Source organism: Streptomyces sp. NPDC019937 (genome assembly GCF_040631655.1).
GTDB lineage: Bacteria > Actinomycetota > Actinomycetes > Streptomycetales > Streptomycetaceae > Streptomyces.
The window spans coordinates 80,318-100,401 of sequence record NZ_JBEYAL010000032.1; the positions used below are offsets into that span (position 1 = coordinate 80,318).

General features: G+C 69.5%; 21 protein-coding genes. 7 read left to right on the top strand and 14 right to left on the bottom strand.

The features are described from left to right. Positions 1 to 21: 21 nt before the first annotated feature. Both mqnE and ABZ562_RS28935 read right to left on the bottom strand, forming a co-directional pair. Complete coding sequence (gene mqnE / locus ABZ562_RS28930; RefSeq protein ID WP_361485113.1) at positions 22 to 1,203, bottom strand: aminofutalosine synthase MqnE; 1,182 nt, start codon at positions 1,201 to 1,203, stop codon at positions 22 to 24. A 64-nt stretch (positions 1,204 to 1,267) separates the two neighbouring features. After that, positions 1,268 to 1,729: an Lrp/AsnC family transcriptional regulator gene (locus ABZ562_RS28935; protein ID WP_055555933.1), complete on the bottom strand. Its 462-nt coding sequence runs from the start codon at positions 1,727 to 1,729 to the stop codon at positions 1,268 to 1,270. A 126-nt stretch (positions 1,730 to 1,855) separates the two neighbouring features. On the opposite strand from ABZ562_RS28935, the gene ABZ562_RS28940 reads away from it, so the two are divergent. After that, on the top strand, positions 1,856 to 2,023 hold the full coding sequence (locus ABZ562_RS28940) for a hypothetical protein (RefSeq protein ID WP_361485115.1): 168 nt from the start codon (positions 1,856 to 1,858) through the stop codon (positions 2,021 to 2,023). On the opposite strand, the gene ABZ562_RS28945 is transcribed toward ABZ562_RS28940, so the two are convergent. The 3 genes from ABZ562_RS28945 to ABZ562_RS28955 all read right to left on the bottom strand — a co-directional run bounded on the left by ABZ562_RS28945 (position 2,020) and on the right by ABZ562_RS28955 (position 5,110). Further along, complete coding sequence (locus tag ABZ562_RS28945) at positions 2,020 to 2,697, bottom strand: UbiX family flavin prenyltransferase (RefSeq protein ID WP_361485117.1); 678 nt, start codon at positions 2,695 to 2,697, stop codon at positions 2,020 to 2,022. The two genes, ABZ562_RS28940 and ABZ562_RS28945, sit on opposite strands and share 4 nt — an antisense overlap. Positions 2,698 to 2,759: 62 nt before the next feature. After that, positions 2,760 to 3,662: a menaquinone biosynthesis prenyltransferase MqnP gene (gene mqnP / locus ABZ562_RS28950; protein ID WP_361485119.1), complete on the bottom strand. Its 903-nt coding sequence runs from the start codon at positions 3,660 to 3,662 to the stop codon at positions 2,760 to 2,762. Then, positions 3,659 to 5,110, bottom strand: a complete 1,452-nt coding sequence (locus ABZ562_RS28955; RefSeq protein ID WP_361485121.1) for a menaquinone biosynthesis decarboxylase — start codon at positions 5,108 to 5,110, stop codon at positions 3,659 to 3,661. Before ABZ562_RS28955 ends, mqnP begins: the two co-directional genes overlap by 4 nt. Positions 5,111 to 5,199: 89 nt before the next feature. Between ABZ562_RS28955 and ABZ562_RS28960 the strand changes: the two genes are divergently transcribed. Beyond that, on the top strand, positions 5,200 to 5,625 hold the full coding sequence (locus tag ABZ562_RS28960; protein ID WP_361485123.1) for a PLD nuclease N-terminal domain-containing protein: 426 nt from the start codon (positions 5,200 to 5,202) through the stop codon (positions 5,623 to 5,625). 43 nt (positions 5,626 to 5,668) lie between these two features. Here ABZ562_RS28960 and ccsB read toward each other — a convergent pair whose 3' ends face one another. The 7 genes from ccsB to hemL form a co-directional block, all read right to left on the bottom strand. Continuing rightward, the gene (ccsB, locus tag ABZ562_RS28965) at positions 5,669 to 6,763 is read right to left on the bottom strand and encodes a c-type cytochrome biogenesis protein CcsB (protein WP_361485125.1); all 1,095 of its coding nucleotides are present in this window, start codon (positions 6,761 to 6,763) and stop codon (positions 5,669 to 5,671) included. Next, positions 6,760 to 8,556 carry a cytochrome c biogenesis protein ResB gene (locus ABZ562_RS28970; protein ID WP_361485127.1) on the bottom strand — a complete coding sequence of 599 codons (1,797 nt, stop codon included), beginning with the start codon at positions 8,554 to 8,556 and terminating at the stop codon, positions 6,760 to 6,762. Before ABZ562_RS28970 ends, ccsB begins: the two co-directional genes overlap by 4 nt. Positions 8,557 to 8,559: 3 nt before the next feature. Next, positions 8,560 to 9,318 carry a cytochrome c biogenesis protein CcdA gene (locus ABZ562_RS28975; protein ID WP_361485129.1) on the bottom strand — a complete coding sequence of 253 codons (759 nt, stop codon included), beginning with the start codon at positions 9,316 to 9,318 and terminating at the stop codon, positions 8,560 to 8,562. Positions 9,319 to 9,327: 9 nt separating this feature from the next. Next, positions 9,328 to 9,945, bottom strand: a complete 618-nt coding sequence (locus ABZ562_RS28980) for a TlpA disulfide reductase family protein (RefSeq protein ID WP_361485131.1) — start codon at positions 9,943 to 9,945, stop codon at positions 9,328 to 9,330. 114 nt (positions 9,946 to 10,059) lie between these two features. Then, positions 10,060 to 11,244: a hypothetical protein gene (locus tag ABZ562_RS28985; protein ID WP_361485133.1), complete on the bottom strand. Its 1,185-nt coding sequence runs from the start codon at positions 11,242 to 11,244 to the stop codon at positions 10,060 to 10,062. A 163-nt stretch (positions 11,245 to 11,407) separates the two neighbouring features. Further along, complete coding sequence (locus ABZ562_RS28990) at positions 11,408 to 12,094, bottom strand: histidine phosphatase family protein (protein WP_199831076.1); 687 nt, start codon at positions 12,092 to 12,094, stop codon at positions 11,408 to 11,410. Positions 12,095 to 12,102: 8 nt separating this feature from the next. After that, positions 12,103 to 13,419: a glutamate-1-semialdehyde 2,1-aminomutase gene (gene hemL, locus ABZ562_RS28995; protein WP_361485135.1), complete on the bottom strand. Its 1,317-nt coding sequence runs from the start codon at positions 13,417 to 13,419 to the stop codon at positions 12,103 to 12,105. Positions 13,420 to 13,557: 138 nt separating this feature from the next. Between hemL and ABZ562_RS29000 the strand changes: the two genes are divergently transcribed. Beyond that, positions 13,558 to 14,106 carry a hypothetical protein gene (locus ABZ562_RS29000; protein ID WP_078510346.1) on the top strand — a complete coding sequence of 183 codons (549 nt, stop codon included), beginning with the start codon at positions 13,558 to 13,560 and terminating at the stop codon, positions 14,104 to 14,106. 25 nt (positions 14,107 to 14,131) lie between these two features. Next, complete coding sequence (locus tag ABZ562_RS29005) at positions 14,132 to 14,464, top strand: YnfA family protein (protein ID WP_361485137.1); 333 nt, start codon at positions 14,132 to 14,134, stop codon at positions 14,462 to 14,464. Here ABZ562_RS29005 and ABZ562_RS29010 read toward each other — a convergent pair. Beyond that, positions 14,454 to 15,788, bottom strand: a complete 1,335-nt coding sequence (locus tag ABZ562_RS29010; protein WP_361485139.1) for a hypothetical protein — start codon at positions 15,786 to 15,788, stop codon at positions 14,454 to 14,456. The genes ABZ562_RS29005 and ABZ562_RS29010 overlap by 11 nt on opposite strands. 208 nt (positions 15,789 to 15,996) lie before the next feature. Here ABZ562_RS29010 and ABZ562_RS29015 point away from each other — a divergent pair, with 208 nt between their 5' ends. Further along, positions 15,997 to 16,752 carry an SDR family oxidoreductase gene (locus ABZ562_RS29015; RefSeq protein WP_361485141.1) on the top strand — a complete coding sequence of 252 codons (756 nt, stop codon included), beginning with the start codon at positions 15,997 to 15,999 and terminating at the stop codon, positions 16,750 to 16,752. Between the two features lie 42 nt (positions 16,753 to 16,794). On the opposite strand, the gene ABZ562_RS29020 is transcribed toward ABZ562_RS29015, so the two are convergent. Continuing rightward, positions 16,795 to 17,988, bottom strand: coding sequence for an RtcB family protein (locus ABZ562_RS29020; RefSeq protein ID WP_361485143.1), 1,194 nt, complete (start codon positions 17,986 to 17,988; stop codon positions 16,795 to 16,797). 160 nt (positions 17,989 to 18,148) lie between these two features. On the opposite strand from ABZ562_RS29020, the gene ABZ562_RS29025 reads away from it, so the two are divergent. Together ABZ562_RS29025 and ABZ562_RS29030 are read left to right on the top strand one after the other, a co-directional pair. Then, positions 18,149 to 19,090 (top strand): DUF3558 domain-containing protein, encoded by a 942-nt coding sequence (locus ABZ562_RS29025; protein ID WP_361485145.1) that lies wholly within the window; start codon positions 18,149 to 18,151, stop codon positions 19,088 to 19,090. A 122-nt stretch (positions 19,091 to 19,212) separates the two neighbouring features. Then, positions 19,213 to 19,995: a hypothetical protein gene (locus ABZ562_RS29030; protein WP_361485147.1), complete on the top strand. Its 783-nt coding sequence runs from the start codon at positions 19,213 to 19,215 to the stop codon at positions 19,993 to 19,995. The last annotated feature ends 89 nt before the right edge of the window (positions 19,996 to 20,084 follow it).

Here is a 20,084-nt window from a genome sequence, read left to right on the forward strand (position 1 = left end):
CCGCCCCTCAGACGGTGGGCCTCACACCCGCATCGGCTGCGGCGACTCGCGCCGGGCCGGGTCCGGGCCCTCGTACTCGCGGATGGTCTCGTACCGGGTGTTGCGCTCCACCGGGCGGAAGCCCGCGTCCCGGATCAGGTCCAGCAGATCGTCGCGGGTCAGCTTGTTCGGCGTGCCGTAGTTGTCCGCGTCGTGCGTGATCTTGTACTCGACGACCGAGCCGTCCATGTCGTCCGCGCCGTGGTTGAGGGCGAGCTGCGCGGTCTGCACCCCGTGCATCACCCAGAAGACCTTGACGTGCGGGACGTTGTCGAACAGCAGCCGGGAGACCGCGAAGGTCTTCAGCGCCTCCGCGCCGGTCGCCATGGAGGTGCGCGCCTGCAGCCGGTTGCGGATCTTGCCGTCCTGCATGTCCACGAAGTCGTGCTGGTAGCGCAGCGGGATGAAGACCTGGAAGCCGCCGGTCTCGTCCTGCAGCTCACGCAGCCGCAGCACGTGGTCCACCCGGTGCCGGGGCTCCTCGATGTGCCCGTACAGCATGGTGCACGGGGTCTTGAGGCCCTTCTCGTGCGCCAGCCGGTGGATGCGCGACCAGTCCTCCCAGTGGGTGTCGTGGTCGACGATGTGCTGCCGGACCTCCCAGTCGAAGATCTCCGCGCCGCCGCCGGTCAGCGACTCCAGACCGGCGTCGATCAGCTCGTCCAGGATCTCGGACGCGGACATCCCGGAGATCTTCTCGAAGTGGTGGATCTCGGTGGCGGTGAAGGCCTTCAGCGACACCTCCGCGGGCAGCGCCTCCTTGAGCGCCTTCAGCGACCGCGGGTAGTAGCGCCACGGCAGGGTGGGGTGCAGCCCGTTGACGATGTGCAGCTCGGTGAGCTTGTCGTTCTCCATCGCCTTGGCGAGGCGGACGGCCTCCTCGATGCGCATCGTGTACGCGTCCTTCTCCCCCGGCTTGCGCTGGAAGGAGCAGTAGGCGCAGGACGCGGTGCACACGTTCGTCATGTTGAGATGACGGTTGACGTTGAAGTGGACGACGTCGCCGTTCTTGCGGGTGCGCACCTCGTGGGCGAGCCCGCCCAGCCAGGCCAGGTCGTCGGACTCGTACAGGGCGAGGCCGTCCTCACGGGTGAGCCGCTCCCCCGCGAGAACCTTCTGCTCCAACTCGCGCTTGAAACCCGCGTCGTGTGTCGCTGCGCTCATGCGACGGCCGCCTCCCATACGTCTGGCCCTACGTCGTCGTGCCGGTGTCGGCCTGAAGCCGAGACTACGCCTCGGTGTCCTCGGGAAGTTCGCCGACCCGGTTCTCCCACTTCGTGGACAGCACGATCGTGCTACGCGTCCGGGAGACGCCCTTGGTGCCGGACAGTCTGCGGATCGTGCGCTCCAGACCGTCCACGTCCGAGGCGCGCACCTTGAGCATGTACGAGTCGTCGCCCGCGATGAACCAGCAGTCCTCGATCTCGGAGAGGTCGCGCAGCCGGTGCGCCAACTCCTCGTGGTCGGTGGCGTCGGAGAGCTGGATGCCGATGAGGGCGGTGACGCCGAGCCCGAGGGAGGCCGCGTCCACGGTCGCGCGATAGCCGGTGATCACCCCGGCCGCCTCCAGGCGGTTGATCCGGTCCGTGACGCTGGGCCCGGAGAGGCCGACGAGCCTGCCCAGCTCCGCGTACGAGGCCCTGCCGTTCTCCCGCAGGGCCTGGATGAGCTGCCTGTCCACCGCGTCCATATGCCGTGCGCCTTCCATTATTCAGGGTTAGAGCGTCATTACATGTAGAATCTAAGGCATCAGGACCACAAGTCCTGCAAATCCTCTAGGCGTTCGGCCTGTTACCTCAGGAGATGAGAACTCACCGTGTACACGATCGAAGGTCTTGAAGCCCGCATGCTGGAGCTGCGGGAACTGGCCGGCCGCTCGCGTGCCGTGATCCGCACCCCCGACCGTCCCGTCTCCCGCACGGCCCGCCGCGCGGCCGTCGTCGCGGCCCGCGCCGCCCGCGCCAGGAAGCGCTGGACGCGCTAGGGGGCCTCATCCGGTCCCCGGTCTCCACCGAGCTCCCCCTCCCACCGGCGGTACAGCTTGTGCGGCACCCCCGCCGCGTCCAGCACCCGCCCCGCGACGAAGTCCACCAGGTCCTGGATGTGCGTCGCCCCCGCGTAGAACGCCGGCGAGGCGGGCAGCACCACGGCGCCCGCCTCGTCCAGCGTCACCAGATGCCGCAGGGTCTGCCCGTTCAGCGGGGTCTCCCGCACCGACACCACGAGCGGGCGCCGCTCCTTGAGCGTCACGCTCGCGGCCCGCTGCAGCAGATCCTTCGACAGCCCCAGCGCGACCCCGGCCACACACGCGGTGCTCGCGGGGACGATCAGCATCCCCTTGACGGCGTAACTGCCCGATGACGGCCCGGCGGCCAGGTCCCCGGCCGCCCAGTGCCGCACATCCGCCGCGTCCACGGGTACGTCGAAGGCGTCGGGCGTACCGTCCGCGCCGCGCGCCAGCCAGCGGCGCAGATCCTCCCGCCAGCGCGCGTCCCGGAAGCCGATCCCCGTCTCGTCCAGCAGCGTCAGCCGCGAGGAGCGGCTGACGACGAGGTCGACGGCCTCCCCCGCGTGCAGCAGCGCGCGCAGCACCGAGGCGGCGTACGGCGTCCCGGACGCGCCGGACACGCCGACCACCCAGGGCCGGCGTCTGCTCACTTCTTCGTGCGGCCTGTTCGGCCTGTGCGGCGGCTCCACACACCGAGCCTATCCGGCGGCTCTCACGGGCCGAGGCCCCGCACCACCAGGTCGAGCAGAGCGCAGCAGAACAGGGCGATTCCGATGAAGCCGTTCACCGTGAAGAAGGCGCGGTTCAGGCGGGAGAGATCGTCCGGGCGCACGATCGTGTGCTCATACGCGAACGCCGCCGCCACGATCACCAGCCCCAGCCAGAAGAAGACCCCGGCGCCGGTGGCCAGCGCGTACCAGACCAGCAGCAGCGTGGTGATCACATGGCAGGCGCGCGCCCCGTGGAGCGCCCCAGCGATGCCGAAACGCGCCGGTACCGACCGCACCCCGTGCGCCCGGTCGGCGGCCACGTCCTGGCAGGCGTAGATCAGGTCGAACCCGCCGATCCAGATGCCGATCGCGAGGCCGAGGATCACCGCGTCCCACGACCACTCCCCGGTGACCCCGATCCAGGCCCCGATCGGGCCCATGGCCTGGGCGAGGCCCAGGATGGCGTGCGGGAAGTCGGTGAACCGCTTGCCGTACGGATAGACCACCATCGGGACGACCGCGACCGGCGCCAGCGCCAGGCACAGCGGGTTGAGCAGCGCGGCGGCGCCCAGGAAGACGACGAGCGCGACCAGCGCCCCGGTCCAGGCGGTGCGCACCGAGACCGCGCCGGTGACCAGCTCGCGGGAGGCGGTCCGGGGGTTCCGCGCGTCGATCTCGCGGTCGATGATCCGGTTGGCGGCCATCGCGAAGGTGCGCAGGCCCACCATCGCGACCGTGATCAGCAGCAGCTTGATCCAGTGGACGCCGCCGTCCCACAGCTGCATCGCGGTCAGCGCGGCGGTGTACGCGAAGGGCAGCGCGAAGACGGAATGCTCGATCATCACCAGGCGCAGGAACGACCTGGTCCGGCCGGGTTGGGGCACGGCGGCCGCGGCGGAGGTCACAGTCCGAATTCCTTCCAGCGTCGGGTCACCCGATCGGCCACCTCCGGATCGGACTCGACCATGTGCGGCCAGCCGCCGTCGCGGGTGTAGCCCTCCTCGGGCCACTTGGCGGTCGCGTCGATGCCCGCCTTGCCGCCCCAGAACTGCTGGTACGAGGCGTGGTCGAGATGGTCGACCGGGCCCTCGACCACGGTCAGATCGCGGGCGTAGTCGGTGTTCCCCAGCGCGCGCCAGGACACCTCGTGCAGATCGTGTACGTCACAGTCCGCGTCGACGACGACGATCAGCTTGGTCAGCGACATCATGTGGGCGCCCCAGATGGCGTGCATGACCTTCTGCGCGTGCTTGGGGTACTTCTTGTCGATCGAGACGATCGCACAGTTGTGGAAGCCGCCCGACTCGGGCAGGTGGTAGTCCACGATGTCCGGGATGATGATCTTAAGGAGCGGGAGGAAGAACCGCTCGGTCGCCCGCCCCAGCGGCCCGTCCTCGGTCGGCGGACGGCCCACCACGATCGACTGGAGCAGCGGACGGGACCGCATCGTCACACAGTCGATGGTCAGCGCCGGGAACGGCTCCTGGGGCGTGTAGAAGCCGGTGTGGTCGCCGAACGGCCCCTCCGGCAGCATCTCCCCGGGCTCCAGCCAGCCCTCGATGACGACCTCGGCGGCGGCCGGGACCTGGAGCGGCACCGTCTTGCAGTCGACCATCTCGATCCGCCGGCCCTGCACGAACCCCGCGAACAGGTACTCGTCGATGTCACCGGGGAGCGGGGCGGTCGACGCGTACGTCACGGCGGGCGGCGCGCCGAAGGCGATCGCGACCGGCAGCCTCTCCCCGCGCCGGGCCGCGACCTGGTAGTGGTTGCGGCTGTCCTTGTGGATCTGCCAGTGCATGCCGATGGTGCGGCGGTCATGGCGCTGGAGGCGGTAGAGGCCGAGGTTGCGCACCCCGGTCTCCGGATGCTTGGTGTGGGTGAGGCCGAGGTTGAAGAACGAGCCGCCGTCCTCGGGCCAGGTGAACAGCGCCGGAAGCGCGTCGAGATCGACGTCGTCGCCGGTCAGCACGGTCTCCTGGACCGGCGCCTCCTTCACCTTCTTCGGCGGTACGTGCGCCATGGAGCCGAGCTTGCCGAACGCCTCGCGCAGCCCGCCGAAGCCCTGCGGCAGCTCGGGCTTGACCAGCCCGCCGATCTTCTCGCTGATCTCGTCGTACGAGCGCAGACCCAGGGCCTTGAGGAGCCGGCGATCCGTGCCGAACACGTTCATGGCCAGCGGCATCGCCGCGCCCTTGACGTTCTCGAAGAGCAGCGCGGGACCGCCCGCCTTGTTCACGCGGTCGACGATCTCGCCGATCTCCAGATACGGATCGACTTCGGCCTTGACGCGCTTGAGGTCGCCTTCCCTGTCGAGCGCCCGCAGAAAGGAACGAAGATCGTCATAAGCCATGCGTCCCAGTATCCGGTACGCACTACCCTGGTCCCGTAACTGGGGCCCGCCGGAACCGCCCCGAACACCACACGCAGGGGGATCGCCTCATGCTCCGGGTGCTGATGATCCTGGTGCCGCTGGCACTCAGCATCTACGCGTTCATCGACTGCATCACCACCGAAGAGCAGGACGTCCGCTATATCCCCAAGCCGCTCTGGGCGATCCTCGTCCTGCTGTTCCCGGTGGTGGGCTCGATCTCCTGGCTGCTGGTGGGAGGCAAGCGGGCCACGACGGCCGCGGCGCGGCGCGAGTGGGTCGCCCCGGACGACAACCCGGAGTTCCTGAAGTCCCTGGGGGACGCGCCGAAGTCCCCGGAGGACGCGCCGGAGGCGCGCGGCGCGGAGGCGCCCGAGGGCCGCGACGAGGAGCTGCTCAAGAGCTGGGAGGCGGATCTGCGCCGCCGCGAGGAGGAGCTGCGCCGCAAGGGCGGCGAGGGCGGCCCGGACGACAGCACGCCGCCCGCGGCGTCCTGAAGACGGCGCGGGCGGCGCGGGCGTCGGGGGCGATACGCCGGGGTCAGACTCCGGCGTAGGAGTGCTTGCCGGTGATGAAGATGTTGACGCCGTAGTAGTTGAACAGGTAGCAGGCGAAGGCGATCAGCGCGAGGTACGCGGCCTTGCGGCCCTTCCAGCCCGCGGTCGCCCGGGCGTGCAGGTAGCAGGCGTAGGCGACCCAGGTGATGAACGACCAGACCTCCTTGGGGTCCCAGCCCCAGTAACGGCCCCAGGCCGCCTCGGCCCAGATCGCGCCCGCGATGATCGTGAAGGTCCACAGCGGGAAGACCGTGGCGTTGATGCGGTACGCGAACTTGTCCAGCGACGCCGCCGACGGCACCCGCGCCAGCACGGACTTGACGCCCTGGCGGAACTGCTTGCCCTCCGGGTTCTCCAGCTGCGCCTCGTACCGGTCGCGGAAGAGGTAGAGCAGCGTGGAGACGGCTCCCATGTACAGCGCGGCGCCGGAGATGATCGCGCAGCTGACGTGGATCCACAGCCAGTACGAGTGCAGGGCCGGAACCAATTGGTCGCTGTCGGTGTACAAGACAGAGACAGCGAGTCCGAGGTCGAGGAGGACCGTGGTGACCAGGGGCAGACCGATCCAGCGCACGTTCTTCTTCAGCGCGAGCAGCACGAGGTACGTGGCGACCGCGACCATGGCGAAGGTCGTGGAGAACTCGTACATGTTGCCCCAGGGCGCGCGCTCCACGGACAGCGCGCGGGTGAGGACACCACCGGCATGAGTGAGGAACGCCAGCACGGTGAGGCCCACCGCGATCCGGCCGTAGACATCGCCCTGCTCGGTGCCGCCCGCGGCGCCCGGCCCGTCCGGGACGTCGCGGCTGCCCGCGGCGGACCGGGTGATGACCTTCGGGCGCTCCAGCACGGCGGTGCCGCCGCCCTTCTCGGCGGTCCGCACCGTGACCGAGGCGCGGTTGGCGGCCCCGGTCTCGGTGGTGAGCGCGGCGGCGGTGCGGCCCACGGCGCTGCGGCTGCCGAAGACCCACTCGGCGATATGGGCGAGGAAGGCGAGGGTGTAGATCGCCATCGCCGTGTAGATCAGCACATTGCTGTAATGGGCGAGATTCTCGTTGACTGCGGCCGCGAGGTTCACGCGCTCGCTCCTTCTGCGGGATCTGCGGGGTGTGCAGGCTCTTCGGTGTCTCCGGGGGTCGACGCGGCCTTCGGGCCGTCCTCGTCAGGGCCGTCTTCCGGTTCTGCTGTGGGGGGCGCGTCCGTCTGCAGCCGGACGGCCAGATCACCCAGCTCCTCGGGGAGCTTGGCGTATTCGCTGCGGCCGAGCCCGGCCATCTCGACGACGGTCGCGCCGTCCGAGCCCTTCACCGCCCGGATCCAGATCCGGCGGCGCTGGATGAACAGCGAGCCGACCAGGCCCACCAGGGCGCCCACGGCGCCCAGCAGGGCGGTCTGGTCGCCCGGCTTGTGCGAGATCTGGAAGCTGGCCCAGCTCTTGACGCCGTCGAAGGTCAGCGAGCCCTCGCCGCCCGGCAGCTTCATCGTGTCGCCGGGCGCGAGCGCCCGGGCGAACTTGGTCTTCCCGTCGGCCTCCCGGTACTGCTTCATCCGCGACTTGTCGAGCTGGTACACGCTCTGCGGAGTGCCGCCGTCGATGCCGAGGCTGCCGTGGTAGGCCGTCAGCACCAGCGCCGGATTGTCCAGCGCCGGGAACTGGGAGAACATGCCCTTGCTGCGCACCCAGGTCGGCAGGAACTGCCCCTGGTACGCGACCTGGTCACGCTTGCCGTTCTTGTCGCGGTAGTCACCGAGCTTGATCACCATGCTCTCGGTGAGGTTGGCCCCGTCGATCGGCAGCCCGACCACCGGCCCCTTGTGGACCACGTTGCCCTGGCCGTCCCGGACCGTGACGACCGGCGAGTAGCCGTGGTTCAGGAGGAAGACCTTGTAGTTCTGGATCTCCAGCGGCTCGTTCACCTTGATCGAGGTCTTGCGGGCGGGCCCGTCCGCCCCGTCCCAGTAGGTGACATCGGCGCGGAAGGTGCGCGGCGTGCGCATCTGGGGGCCGCTGCGCTCGTAGGTCGCGTGGAAGCGGTCCAGCTGGAAGCTGAAGGGCGCCAGGTCCTCGCTCTTGAACAGCTGCCCGGTCTTGATGTCGTCGTACTGGGTCAGGCTGTTGGAGAAGCCGCCGCCCTCGGTGATCAGGCTGCTGCCCTCGGTCTTCCACAGCTGGCCCGCGGCGAAGGAGACCAGCAGCACGATCAGCGCGGTGTGGAACAGCAGATTGCCGACCTCGCGCAGGTAGCCCTTCTCGGCGGCGACCGCGTTCCCGGTGATCCGGCTGCGGAAGCGCCTCCGCTTCATGATCCGCTGCGCGGCCTCCAGCACCTTCTCCGGCTCGGCGTCGCTGCGCCAGGTGGTGTACGCGGGAAGCCGGGTGAGCCGGCGCGGGGCGGCCGGCGGGCGGCCGCGCAGCTGGCCCACGAACTGCCAGGTGCGCGGCACGATGCAGCCGATGAGCGAGATGAACAGCAGGATGTAGATCGCCGAGAACCACACCGAGCTGTAGACGTGGAAGAGCTGGAGCTTCTCGTAGACCGGGGTGAGCGTCGGGTGCTTGTCCTTGAAGTCCTGGACCTTGAGCTGGTCGATGCTGGTCTGCGGGATCAGCGAGCCCGGGATCGAGCCCAGCGAGAGCAGGAAGAGCAGCAGCAGCGCGACCCGCATCGAGGTCAGCTGCCGCCAGAACCACCTGGCCCAGCCGAGCGGCCCCAGCGAGGGGACGCTGATCTCCTCGGCGGGGGCGGTGGAAAGCTGCGAGCCCGCGGCGCCCAGCTCGCGTTCCTCGGCGCCCGCGCCGCCGTCGGCCGTCTGCTCGGCCGCGTTCTCGGCCGCCTTCCCGGCCGCGGAGTCGGTATCGGTGGTGGACATGGATCAGATCCCAACGTTGAAGCCCTGAGCCCAGCTCTGCGTGTCGCTCATGATGCTGTCCCAGACGCCCGTGAGCAGCAGCACCCCCAGTGCGATGAGCAGACCGCCGCCGGTCCGCATCACCCACACGTAGTGCTGCTTGACCCAAGCGAAGGCGCCCAGCGCGCGCCGGTAGGCCACCGCGACGGCGACGAACGGCAGCCCGAGCCCGACGCAGTACGCGACGGTCAGCAGAGCGCCGCGACCGGCGCTCCCCTCATTGAACGCCAGCGCCTGGACGGCGGTGAGGGTGGGCCCCAGGCACGGCGTCCAGCCCACGCCGAACAGGGCGCCCAGCACGGGTGCGCCCGCCAGCCCCATCGTGGGCGTGATGTGGAAGCGGAACTCCCGCTGGCCGAAGCCCTTCAGCAGCCCCATGAAGGCCAGGCCCATCAGGATCGTGACGGCCCCGAGGATCTTGGAGAGGGTCTCCTTGTGCTCCTGGAGGGTCCAGCCGAAGTGGCCGAAGAGGGCTCCGCCGGAGACGAAGACGGCGGTGAAGCCGAGCACGAAGAGCGAGGCGCCCGCGACCATCCGGCCGCGTCTGGCCTCCGCCAGATCCGTACCGGTGATCCCCGTGACGTACGACATGTAGCCCGGCACCAGGGGCAGCACGCAGGGGGAGAAGAAGGAGACCAGTCCGCCGAGGACGGCGATCGGCAGCGCGAGCAGCAGCGCGCCGGTCATCACCGTCTCATTCGCGCCTGTGGCGGCGAGCGTCATCACAAGAGGTCACTTCTCCGCGATGAGCGGGTCGACCATCTTGCGCATGCTGTCCTCGCTGAGCGGGGTGAGCGCGCGGGCCGCGATCTTGCCGTCCCGGTCCAGCACGATGGTCGACGGGATGGCCTGCGGGTTGAGGCTTCCCTTGGGGAAGCGCAGCATCAGCTTGCCGATCGGGTCGTACAGGCTCGGGTAGTCGACCTTGAACGCCTTCTCGAACCTGAGCGCGGGGGCCCGATTGCCGTCGCGCGTGTTGATCCCGATGAACTGGACGCCCTTGGCCTTGGTGTCCTTGGCGACCTTCGCGAGGTTCGGGGCCTCGGCCCGGCAGGGCGCGCACCACGAACCCCATACGTTCAGGACGACGATCTTGCCCTTGTAGTCGGCCACGTCGAGCGGCTTGCCCTCGAGGGTCTTGCCGGACAGCTCGGGGGCCTCCTGGCGGTCCTTCTTGGGCACGGTGTCGACACCGCCCTTGCCCTGCACGAACTTGGTATCGGCCGAGCCGCCCGAGGTGCCGCCGCTACCACAGGCGGAGAGGGACAGCGCGGCAACCGCGGCCCCGGTGGCCAGCACGGTTGCGCGACGGAAGGTCGCGAGGCGCCGAGGGGCGCGGCAGGCACTCATGTGAAAAGTTTCGCATGGCCCTTTTGGGGATCTTCCCCACCCCCCTCGGCGCCTCCCCGGCCCGGGCATCACAAGTCCCTGCGCCGCGGGCCCCGCCGGCCCGGGGCGGGGCGGTCAGCGGCCGCTCACGCGCCATGCCTCGCCCACGTCGAACCCCTGAAGCTCCGCGAGGACCGCCGGGTCCTGCGCGTCCATCCAGTCCGTGAGCTGTTTGAAGGACACCAGCCGCACGTCCTTGTGCTTCTCGTCGGCCATGTGCTTGAGCGCTTCCTCGACGGCGTCCATATAGATGCCGCCGTTCCACTTCTCGAAGTGGTTGCCGATGAAGAACGGGGCGCGATTGGTCTCATAGGCCCGCTGGAAACCGGCGATGTAGGCATCGGTGGCCTGCTTGCGCCAGCCCGGGTAGTTGGCGGGCGGCGCGTTCGTGGAATTCCGCGACTGATTGGCCAGGATGTTGTAATCCATCGACAGCACTTCGAAGGAATGCCCGGGGAAGGGAATCTGCTGCAGCGGATAGTCCCACAGCCCCTGCTTCTTCGACGGCCACACCTGGCGGCCGCCGGGCGAACTGGCGTCATAGCGCCAGCCGAGCTTGCGGGCGGTCGGCAGCAGATTCTGCTGCCCCAGCAGACAGGGAGTGCGCCCACCGACCAGTTCCTCGCGGTAATCGAAGGGCAGCGGATCGACATCCGTGAATCCGGTGTTCGTACGCCACCGCGTGACGAACGACACGGCCTGCTCGACCTCGGACTCCCACTGGGCGGACGTCCAGTCGGCGACGGTGCCGCGGCCGGAGCAGAAGTGACCGTTGAAGTGGGTCCCTATCTCATGCCCCTCCAACCAGGCCAGACGCACGTTCCGCAGCGTCGCCTTGATGTGGTCGTCGGAGAGATAGCCGATGTCGGAGGCGCCCACCGGGTTGTTCGGCGGCTTGTAGAGCGACTTCTTCGACTCCGGCAGGCAGTAAAGGCCGGAGAGGAAGAACGTCATGGTCGCGCCGTGATCCTTGGCGAGCTTCCGGAAACGCGGGAAGAGGCCGTTGCCGACCTCTCCCGCGCCGTCCCAGGAGAACACCACGAACTGCGGCGGCTTCTGCCCCCGCTCAAGACGCTCCGGCTCGGGATCCTTCGGCCGGCTCACCCCACGGGAAGTGGAACCATCACCTATCGGCTTTGCCTGCGCCGTCCTCTTCGGCGCCGCCTTGCCCGACCCCGATGACGAGCAGCCGACAGCGGTCAGCGACGCGACCGCCCCCATACCGAGACCGAGGATCCCCCTCCGGCTGACCTCACGCATAGCGTCCTCAATTCGCACTCGCCGTACTGGTTGTCCGGGCACGGACGACCTTTGAGATGGCGAGACGAATAGCGGGGTTCCGAACGGACGCGCTCAATTACAGTCCCGGCACAATAGCCCGGGATCGATGACCCCCTGCGATGAGGCGCCTACAGCGTGCTGATCACGCGCCGACCCCCTTGGAGGCACCCTTCACCTTTTTCGCTCCCGCGAGGAGATGAGCCGGGACCAGGTCACGGGCCGGTTCGCTGTACCCGACGGACACGATCTTGTCGCCGCGGTACGTGAAGCTGGTGAGGCTGGCCAGGGTGCACTGCCGCTTGCGCGGGTCGTGCCACAGCCGCCGCCGCTCCACGAAGCTGCGCACGATCCAGATCGGCAGCTGATGACTGACGCAGACCGCCTCGTGCCCACGGGCGGCGTCGCGCGCCGCGCCCAGCGCCCCCATCATCCGCACCACCTGGTCGATGTACGGCTCGCCCCAGGAGGGACGGAAGGGGTTGGTGAGATGACGCCAGTTGGACGGCCTGCGCAGCGCCCCGTCGCCGACTCCGAAGGTCTTCCCCTGGAAGGCGTTCGCCGCCTCGATCAGCCGCTGGTCGACGGCCACGTCCAGACCGTGCGCCTTGCCGATCGGCGCGGCCGTCTCCTGGGCCCGCTCCAGCGGGGAGGCGACCACATGGGTGATGTCGCGCTCAGCGAGGTGCTCGGCGACCCGGTCGGCCATGCGGCGGCCCAGCTCGGACAGGTGGTAGCCCGGCAGGCGCCCGTACAGCACGCCCTCCGGGTTCTCCACCTCGCCGTGGCGCATCACATGGACGACGGTGATGTCGTTCTCGCTCTGTGTCATGTCACCCATCATTCAGCCGCCTCGGCGGCGGCCCGCGCCGCCCCCGGCAACGCCTCCGCCACCCGCTCCAGCGCCCGCTCGTCATGGGCCGTCGAGACGAACCACGACTCGAAGGCCGACGGCGGCAGATAGACGCCCTGGGACAGCATCGAGTGGAAGAAGGGGGTGAAGCGGAACGCCTGCTGCGCCTTCGCCTTGGCGTAGTCCGTGACGTCCTCGTCGGTGAAGAAGACGGTGAACATGCTGCCCGCGTTCTGCACCCTGTGCGCGACGCCCGCCTTCTCCAGCGCCTCGGTCGCCAGCGCCCGCAGCTGCGCGGAGGCCGCGTCGACTCGTCCGTACGCCGCGTCGTCCAGCAGCCGCAGCTGCGCCACACCGGCCGCCGTCGCGACCGGATTCCCGGACAGCGTGCCCGCCTGGTAGACCGGGCCCGCCGGGGCGAGCTGCGCCATCACGTCGCTGCGCCCGCCGAAGGCCGCGGCCGGGAAGCCGCCGCCCATGACCTTCCCGAAGGTCATCAGATCGGGTACGACCCCGTCGAGCCCGAACCAGCCGGCCCTGGAGACCCGGAAGCCGGTCATGACCTCGTCGGAGATGTAGAGCGCGCCGTTGTCGGAGCACAGCTGCTTCAGGCCCGCGTTGAACCCCGGCAGCGGCGGCACCACGCCCATGTTGCCCGGCGCCGCCTCGGTGATCACACAGGCGATCTCGCCCGGGTGCGCGGCGAACGCCGCCCGCACCGCCTCCAGGTCGTTGTACGGCAGCACGAGGGTCTCCCCCGCCTGCGCGCCCGTCACCCCGGGGGTGTCCGGCAGCCCGAAGGTCGCCACCCCGGACCCGGCCGCGGCCAGCAGGGCGTCCACATGGCCGTGGTAGCAACCGGCGAACTTGATCACCTTGGGGCGGCCGGTGAACCCGCGGGCCAGCCGGATCGCCGACATCGTCGCCTCGGTGCCGGACGACACCAGGCGCACCTGCTCGACGGGGCCGACCCGGGCCACGATCTCCTCGGCGAGTTCGACCTCGCCCTCACCCGGCGTACCGAACGACGTACCACGTGCGACGGCGGCCTGCACGGCCGCGATCACCTCGGGGTGCGAATGGCCGAGGATCATCGGTCCCCACGAACACACGAGGTCGACGTACTCGCGGCCGTCGGCATCGGTGAGGTACGGACCGTCACCGGAGACCATAAAGCGGGGCGTACCTCCGACGGCGCGGAAAGCCCGGACCGGAGAGTTCACGCCGCCGGGCGTCACGACGGCCGCACGATCGAAAAGCGTCTGCGAAACTGGGGCTGCGTACGGATAGCTCACGCAAGCCATGTTGTCAGAGGGTGACGGAGTCCTGCCGCCGGGAGTTTCACAACGCCGACGCGGGGGAGGTCTCAGTCATATTGATCAGTTTGATCAGTCGCAATGTTCGGGTTGCGCGGCGGCGGCCGCGAGTGGTCGGGTGGAGATATGCATCGCGGTGGCGAACTGGGTGAAGGGACTGACGATCGAGGCCCCGAGCGTGCCCGCCCCGGACGCCATCGGCGAGAAGACGCGGGCAGGGCAAGCAGGAGCGGGGGCCGCATGGGGGTGACCTACAAGTACTTCGGCGCGCCCGACGGGGCCACCGCGGCCCGGGTCCCCATTTCCATGCGCCCCGAGGAACTCGGCGGCGACGAGCTGGGCCACGGCATGTTCACCAAGATCAAGCCGGAGACGGTGGCCGCGATGGTCCTCACCGGCATCGAGGGCGTCCCCCTGCACAAGGTGCCCCCGCTCGAACTGGTCGTCCTGCACCCGGACTACGCCGTCGTCAAGCTGCCGATGACCGCCGTCGACCCGCTGCGCGGCGTCGGTGAGGAGGCGGTGGGAGCCGCCGCCTTCATCTGGTCCACGGTCCCGGACCGCGGCGGTCCGCGCGACGCGTTCCTGGTCTACCAACTGCTCCACGAGTGGCAGGACTTCAGCCACCGGCTGCACGAGGCGGGCCACCAGCCGTACTGCCTGGTCTGGCCCTGAGCGGGCCGTGATCTAGCCTTCCCCCATGCTCATCGCACGCTCCGTCAGCCTGTTCGTCCTGGCCGCCCTCCTGGAGATCGGAGGCGCCTGGCTGGTCTGGCAGGGTGTGCGCGAGCACAGGGGATGGGCCTGGATCGGCGCCGGGGTCGTCGCCCTCGGCGCCTACGGTTTCGTCGCCACGCTCCAGCCGGACGCGAACTTCGGCCGCATCCTCGCGGCGTACGGCGGCGTCTTCGTCGCCGGATCACTCGCCTGGGGCATGGTCGCCGACGGCTACCGGCCCGACCGATTCGATGTTCTCGGTGCGCTCATCTGCCTGGCCGGTGTCGCCGTGATCATGTACGCGCCTAGAAGGTGAGCGGACGCCCGTGGTGCCCGTGCTCCTCGTCCTCCTCCTGCTGAGTTGAGCTGAGGACGCAGCCGGTGTCCGGGTCGATCAGCACCCGGGTGACGGTGTCGCCGCACTCGACGTCCACGGCCCACACCTTGTGGTCGTCGTCCTTGTGGCGCGGCTCCTGCTGCTTGTGGTCGCCGTGCCGCTTCTCGCCGCGCTGCTCGTCGTTGTGGCGCGAGTCCCGGTGCTGCTGGTCCTTGCGGTGGTCGTCCTTGCGGTGGTTGTTCTGCTGCGGGTCGTCCTCGGGGCAGTCGTCCACCAGCTCGGCGCTGATGGCGTGGCCGCCGACCTCGCACTCGGCGATCTCCACGGCCCGCTCCAGCGTCACCGGCCCGCTCGTGCTCTGCGCGTTGTTGGTGCCGGACTGGTGGTTCTGCTGGGCCTGGTGGTCCTGGCGGGCGTGGTCGTCCTGGTGGTCACCGTGGGCGGACGGGGCGCCGAACCGGTCCTGCGGGGCCATCTCGGTCTGGGCCGACTCGCCGTACTGGCCCATGGCGCGCTGCTGGTAGCCGTGGCCCTGCGGGGCGCTGTTCTCGCGCTGCCAGCGCTGCGGACGGCCGTCCTGGCGGCCGTTCTGGGCGGCCTGGCCGTTGGCCGCTTGGGTGTTGGTCATCTGGCCGTTGGTCATCTGGCTGTTGGTCATCTGGCCGTTGCCGTGCTGGCCATGGGCCGCCTGGCCGTGGCCCTGCTGCTGGCCATTGCCCTGCTGCTGCCCATGGCCCTGCTGCTGCCCGTTGCCCTGCTGCTGGCCATTGCCCTGCTGCTGCCCATGGCCCTGCTGCTGCCCGTTGCCCTGCTGCTGGCCATTGCCCTGCTGCTGCCCGTGGCCCTGCTGCTGGCCGTTGTTGTGCTGCTGCTGGCCATTGCCCTGCTGCTGCCCGTGGCCCTGCTGCTGCTGCCCGTTGTTGTGCTGGCCGTTGTCGTGCTGCTGGCCGTTGTTGTGTTGCTGGCCGTGGCCCTGCTGCTGGCCATTGTTGTGCTGCTGCTGGCCATTGCCCTGCTGCTGCCCGTGGCCCTGCTGCTGCTGCCCGTTGTTGTGCTGGCCGTTGTCGTGCTGCTGGTGGTTGTTGCCGTGCTGCTGGCCATCCCCATGGTCGCGGTCCCCGTGCCGCTCGTGGTCCTGGGGGCATACGGAGGCCGACGACGAGTTCGGCGTAGTGCCCGCGGCCCATGCGACCGACGGCGCGCCGGCCACCAGCGCCGCCGCCGCGAGGGCTCCGGCGGAGGCGACGCCCCAGCGGCGGAAGGACCGACGGGACCGGTACAGCGTTCTGTTCTGATGGGTCATGACCTGAATTCACTCCTTGGGCATGGGTCACTCCGAGACCGGCGGCGCGCCGGACGCAGTGCACCCTTCCCCGGGGCCAGGGCCGGATAGCGGTTTGCGATCTTCAGTCCCCCGATCGGCCGCAAATCAGAAGGTCATATCCTGCGTATGGATCACCGTGCGATTTCCGTACCGCGATCACGCACGCCACGTCGCCACAGGAGGGCCGATGACCACCCGTACCGCAGTCATCACCGGGGCCAGCAGTGGGATCGGGGCGGCCACCGCCCGCAGGCTCGCCGCGGCCGGATTCCGCGTCGTCCTCGCCGCGCGCCGCAAGGACCGCATCGAGGCGCTGGCGGCGGAGCTGGCGGAGGCGGGGCACGAGGCCGTGCCGTACGTCCTGGACGTCACCGACCGGGATGCCGTCGCCACCTTCGCCGATCACTTCGACCGCTGTGACGTGCTGGTCAACAACGCGGGCGGGGCCATCGGGGCCGAGAGCGTCGCGACCTCCGACCCGGCCGACTGGCGTGCGATGTACGAGGTCAACGTGATGGGCGTGCTCCATGTGACGCAGGCCCTGCTGCCCGCCCTCATCGCGTCCGGCGACGGCACGATCGTGGTGCTGTCCTCCACGGCGGGCCACATCCAGTACGAGGGCGGCGGCGGCTACGTGGCCGCCAAGCACGGCGCGCACGCGATCGCGGGCACGCTGCGGCTGGAGCTGTGCGGCGAGCCGGTGCGGGTGATCGAGATCGCGCCGGGCATGGTCATGACGGACGAGTTCGCGGTGAACCGGTTCCGCGGAGACGAGGGCAAGGCAGCCGCCGTCTACGAGGGCGTGGCCGAGCCGCTGACCGCGGACGACGTCGCCGACACCGTCGCCTGGACCGTCACCCGGCCCTCCCACGTCAACGTCGACCTGATGGTGATCCGCCCCCGCGCCCAGGCCGCCCAGCACAAGGTCCACCGGGAGCGCTGAGGCCGGGGCCGCCGGTCACGCACGACCCCGGCCCCGCGCGCATCACCCCTTGACGCAGACGACCTGCTTGAGCCGGGCCACCACCTCGACGAGGTCCCGCTGCTGGTCGATGACCTTCTCGATGGGCTTGTACGCCCCCGGGATCTCGTCCACGACGCCGGAGTCCTTACGGCACTCCACGCCTCGCGTCTGCTCCTCCAGGTCCCGCGTCGAGAAACGCTTCTTCGCCGCATTCCGGCTCATCTTCCGGCCGGCGCCGTGCGAGGCAGAGTTGAACGACGCCTCGTTGCCCAGGCCGCGGACGATGTACGAACCGGTGCCCATGGAACCGGGGATGATCCCGTAGTCCCCGCTGCCCGCGCGGATGGCGCCCTTGCGGGTCACCAGCAGGTCCATGTCCTCGTACCGCTCCTCGGCCACGTAGTTGTGGTGACAGGAGATGACCGTCTCGAAGACCGGCCGGGCCTTGGCGAATTCCTTGCGCACGACGTCCTGGAAGAGCGACATCATGATCGCGCGGTTGTACTTGGCGTACTCCTGCGCCCAGAACAGATCGTGCCGGTAGGCGGCCATCTGCGGGGTGCCGGCGATGAAGACGGCCAGGTCGCGGTCGACCAGATCCTGGTTGTGCGGCAGTCCGCGGGCCTGGCCGATGTGGTACTCGGCCAGTTCCTTGCCGATGTTCCGGGAACCGGAGTGCAGCATCAGCCAGACCGAACCCTCGTCATCGAGACAGAACTCGATGAAGTGGTTGCCCGAACCGAGCGACCCCATCTGCTTCGTGGCCCGCTCCTGACGGAACTTGACCGCCTCGGCCACTCCCCCGAACCGCCCCCAGAAGTCGTCCCACCCGGCGGTCCCGAACCCGTGCAGCCGCCCCGGGTCGACCGGGTCGTCGTGCATCCCCCGGCCCACCGGAATCGCCTGCTCGATCCTGGACCGCAGCCGCGACAGATCGCCCGGCAGATCGTCCGCGGTGAGCGACGACTTGACCGCCGACATCCCGCAGCCGATGTCCACGCCGACCGCGGCCGGGCACACGGCCCCCTGCATCGCGATCACCGAGCCGACGGTGGCGCCCTTTCCGTAGTGCACGTCCGGCATCACGGCCAGGCCCTTGATCCACGGCAGCGTGGCCACGTTCCGCAGCTGCTGCATGGCCACGCCCTCGACCGTCGCGGGGTCCGCCCACATCCGGATCGGGACTTTCGCCCCGGGCACCTCTGCATACGACATGTTTTACTCATTCCCCCGCGAAAGACTGAAAACGCAAAAACCGGGCCCACGGCCCCATTCGCGACGGCCGACCGGCAGATGCGGCGGGCCGTGCGGTACACATTGTCTTCAGTCATCGCCTACGGACGGCAAGCAGTTTTCGCTCGAAGGGACACGGATAGTGCAGCCAGCGCAGCGAACGGCCCGTGGACGGCGCGCCACCCCGGCCGCCGCCCTGCTCATCGCCGTGCTCGCCGCCGCGGGACTCAGCGGGTGCACCGGCTCCGGCTCCAAGCCCGGGGGCGACGACAGCGCCTCCGACGACTCCGGTACGTCGGTCTCGGCCGAGCCCGGCCGGTACAACTCCCTCCCCGAGGCGTGCGGTGCCGTGAGCGCCAAGACCCTGCGCAAGCTGTTGCCCGGCGGCACCCAGGACGACAAGGCGTACGACGGCCAGGCGACCGTGACGTACGACATAGACCGGCGCGACGGCTGCCGCTGGAAGCTCGCGACGCCGAGCGGCACCCGCTATCTGACGCTGGACTTCGAGCGCGTCGTCTCGTACGACCCGTCCGTGAGCGACGACGACCGGGCGCTGGAGCTGTACGAGAAGAAGGCGGCCGCCGCGGATATTCCGGACGCCCCGGCCTCGCCCTCCGCGGGCGCGTCGGACGACGACGCATCCTCCTCCCCCGACGCCGGGGCGAGCGCGTCGGCCGAATCGAGCGGGTCGAGCGGCAAGGGTGGCGCGAGCCCGGACGGCGGCAGGAGCGGCGCCGGAAGTGAGAAGGGCAACACCGGCGACAAGGGCCGCACAAGCAGCCCGGGCGCGGGCGACGATGAGAGCAGCTCAAGCGACGGAAGCGCGTCGGAGAACCCGGACGCCACCGCCCCGCGCCGCCTCGACGACCTCGCCGACGACGCGTTCCTCGACGACCAGCTGATCACCAAGGACTCCGGAATCCACCGCGACATCACGGTCGTCTTCCGCTCCTCGAACGTGATCGCCACCATTGAGTACGACGAGTGGTCGACCAACAAAAAGGACATTCCCGAAAGCGAAGAACTCCAGGCGAACGCCGAAGACTTGGCCCAGGAGCTCACCGGGCGTCTCACCGAATAGCGGACCGGGCCGCCCCCGGCGGGAGACCTCGGGGATTGGGCCGCCCGCGATCGGCCGCGTACCGTGCCGGTAATGACGCGGGCGGTACCACCGCCCATCGACAGAGATTGAGCGAAGGAACCATGCACCGTTCAGCCCCGCGACTCGCCCGAATACTCGCCTGCGCGACCGTGCCGGTCATGCTCGTCGCCGGCTGCTCCTCCGGCTCCGAGGACAAAAAGGACGCGGAGGGTTCGTCGAGACCCTCCTCACCCAGTGCCTCGCCGTCCGTCGCGGCGGCAAAGTTCAGCAAGCTCCCCGATGTGTGCTCGGCCCTGTCGGGCAAGACCATCGACAAGCTGGTGCCCAAGGCGAAGACCAAGAAGGGCAAGGCCCTCCCCTCGTCCGACACCAACACGTCCGCCACCTGTCTGTGGAGCGGCCTCGACGGCTTCAAGTACCGCTCACTGTCCCTCTCCCTGAAGCTCTTCTCCTCCGACGCGGGTCTCGGCGCCGGTGACAAGCGCGCCCAGGAGTACGCCACCCAGCAGGCGAGCAAGGCCTCCTCCGCGGACGGGGTGAAGAACCCCAAGACCGAGCAGGCGGCCGTCGGTGACGCGGCGACCACCGTCCGTACCGAGGAGAAGAAGGACGGCGACGACTTCCGGAACCAGACCGTCGTCGCCCGGACCGCCAACGTCGTGATCACCATCGAGTACGACGGCGCCGGCTACGAGACCGAGAAGACGCCGGACGCCACCAAGCTGATGGAGGACGCCAAGTCCGCGGCCAAGGAGGTCGTCGACTCCGTCGAGAAGGGCACCAAGGGCGCCGGCGGCGGCCAGGAGTCCCCGGCTTCCGGCGGTTCCAAGTCCGCCGAGCCGTCCAAGGATTCCAAGGACTCGAAGGACTCGAAGGACTCCTAGGACGGCGGGCCCAGCCGTCCACGCCGCACCCTTCCCGTCCGGGGCGCTTGACGTGTATGCGACCCTGGGCGCGCTGCATGCCAAGGCTT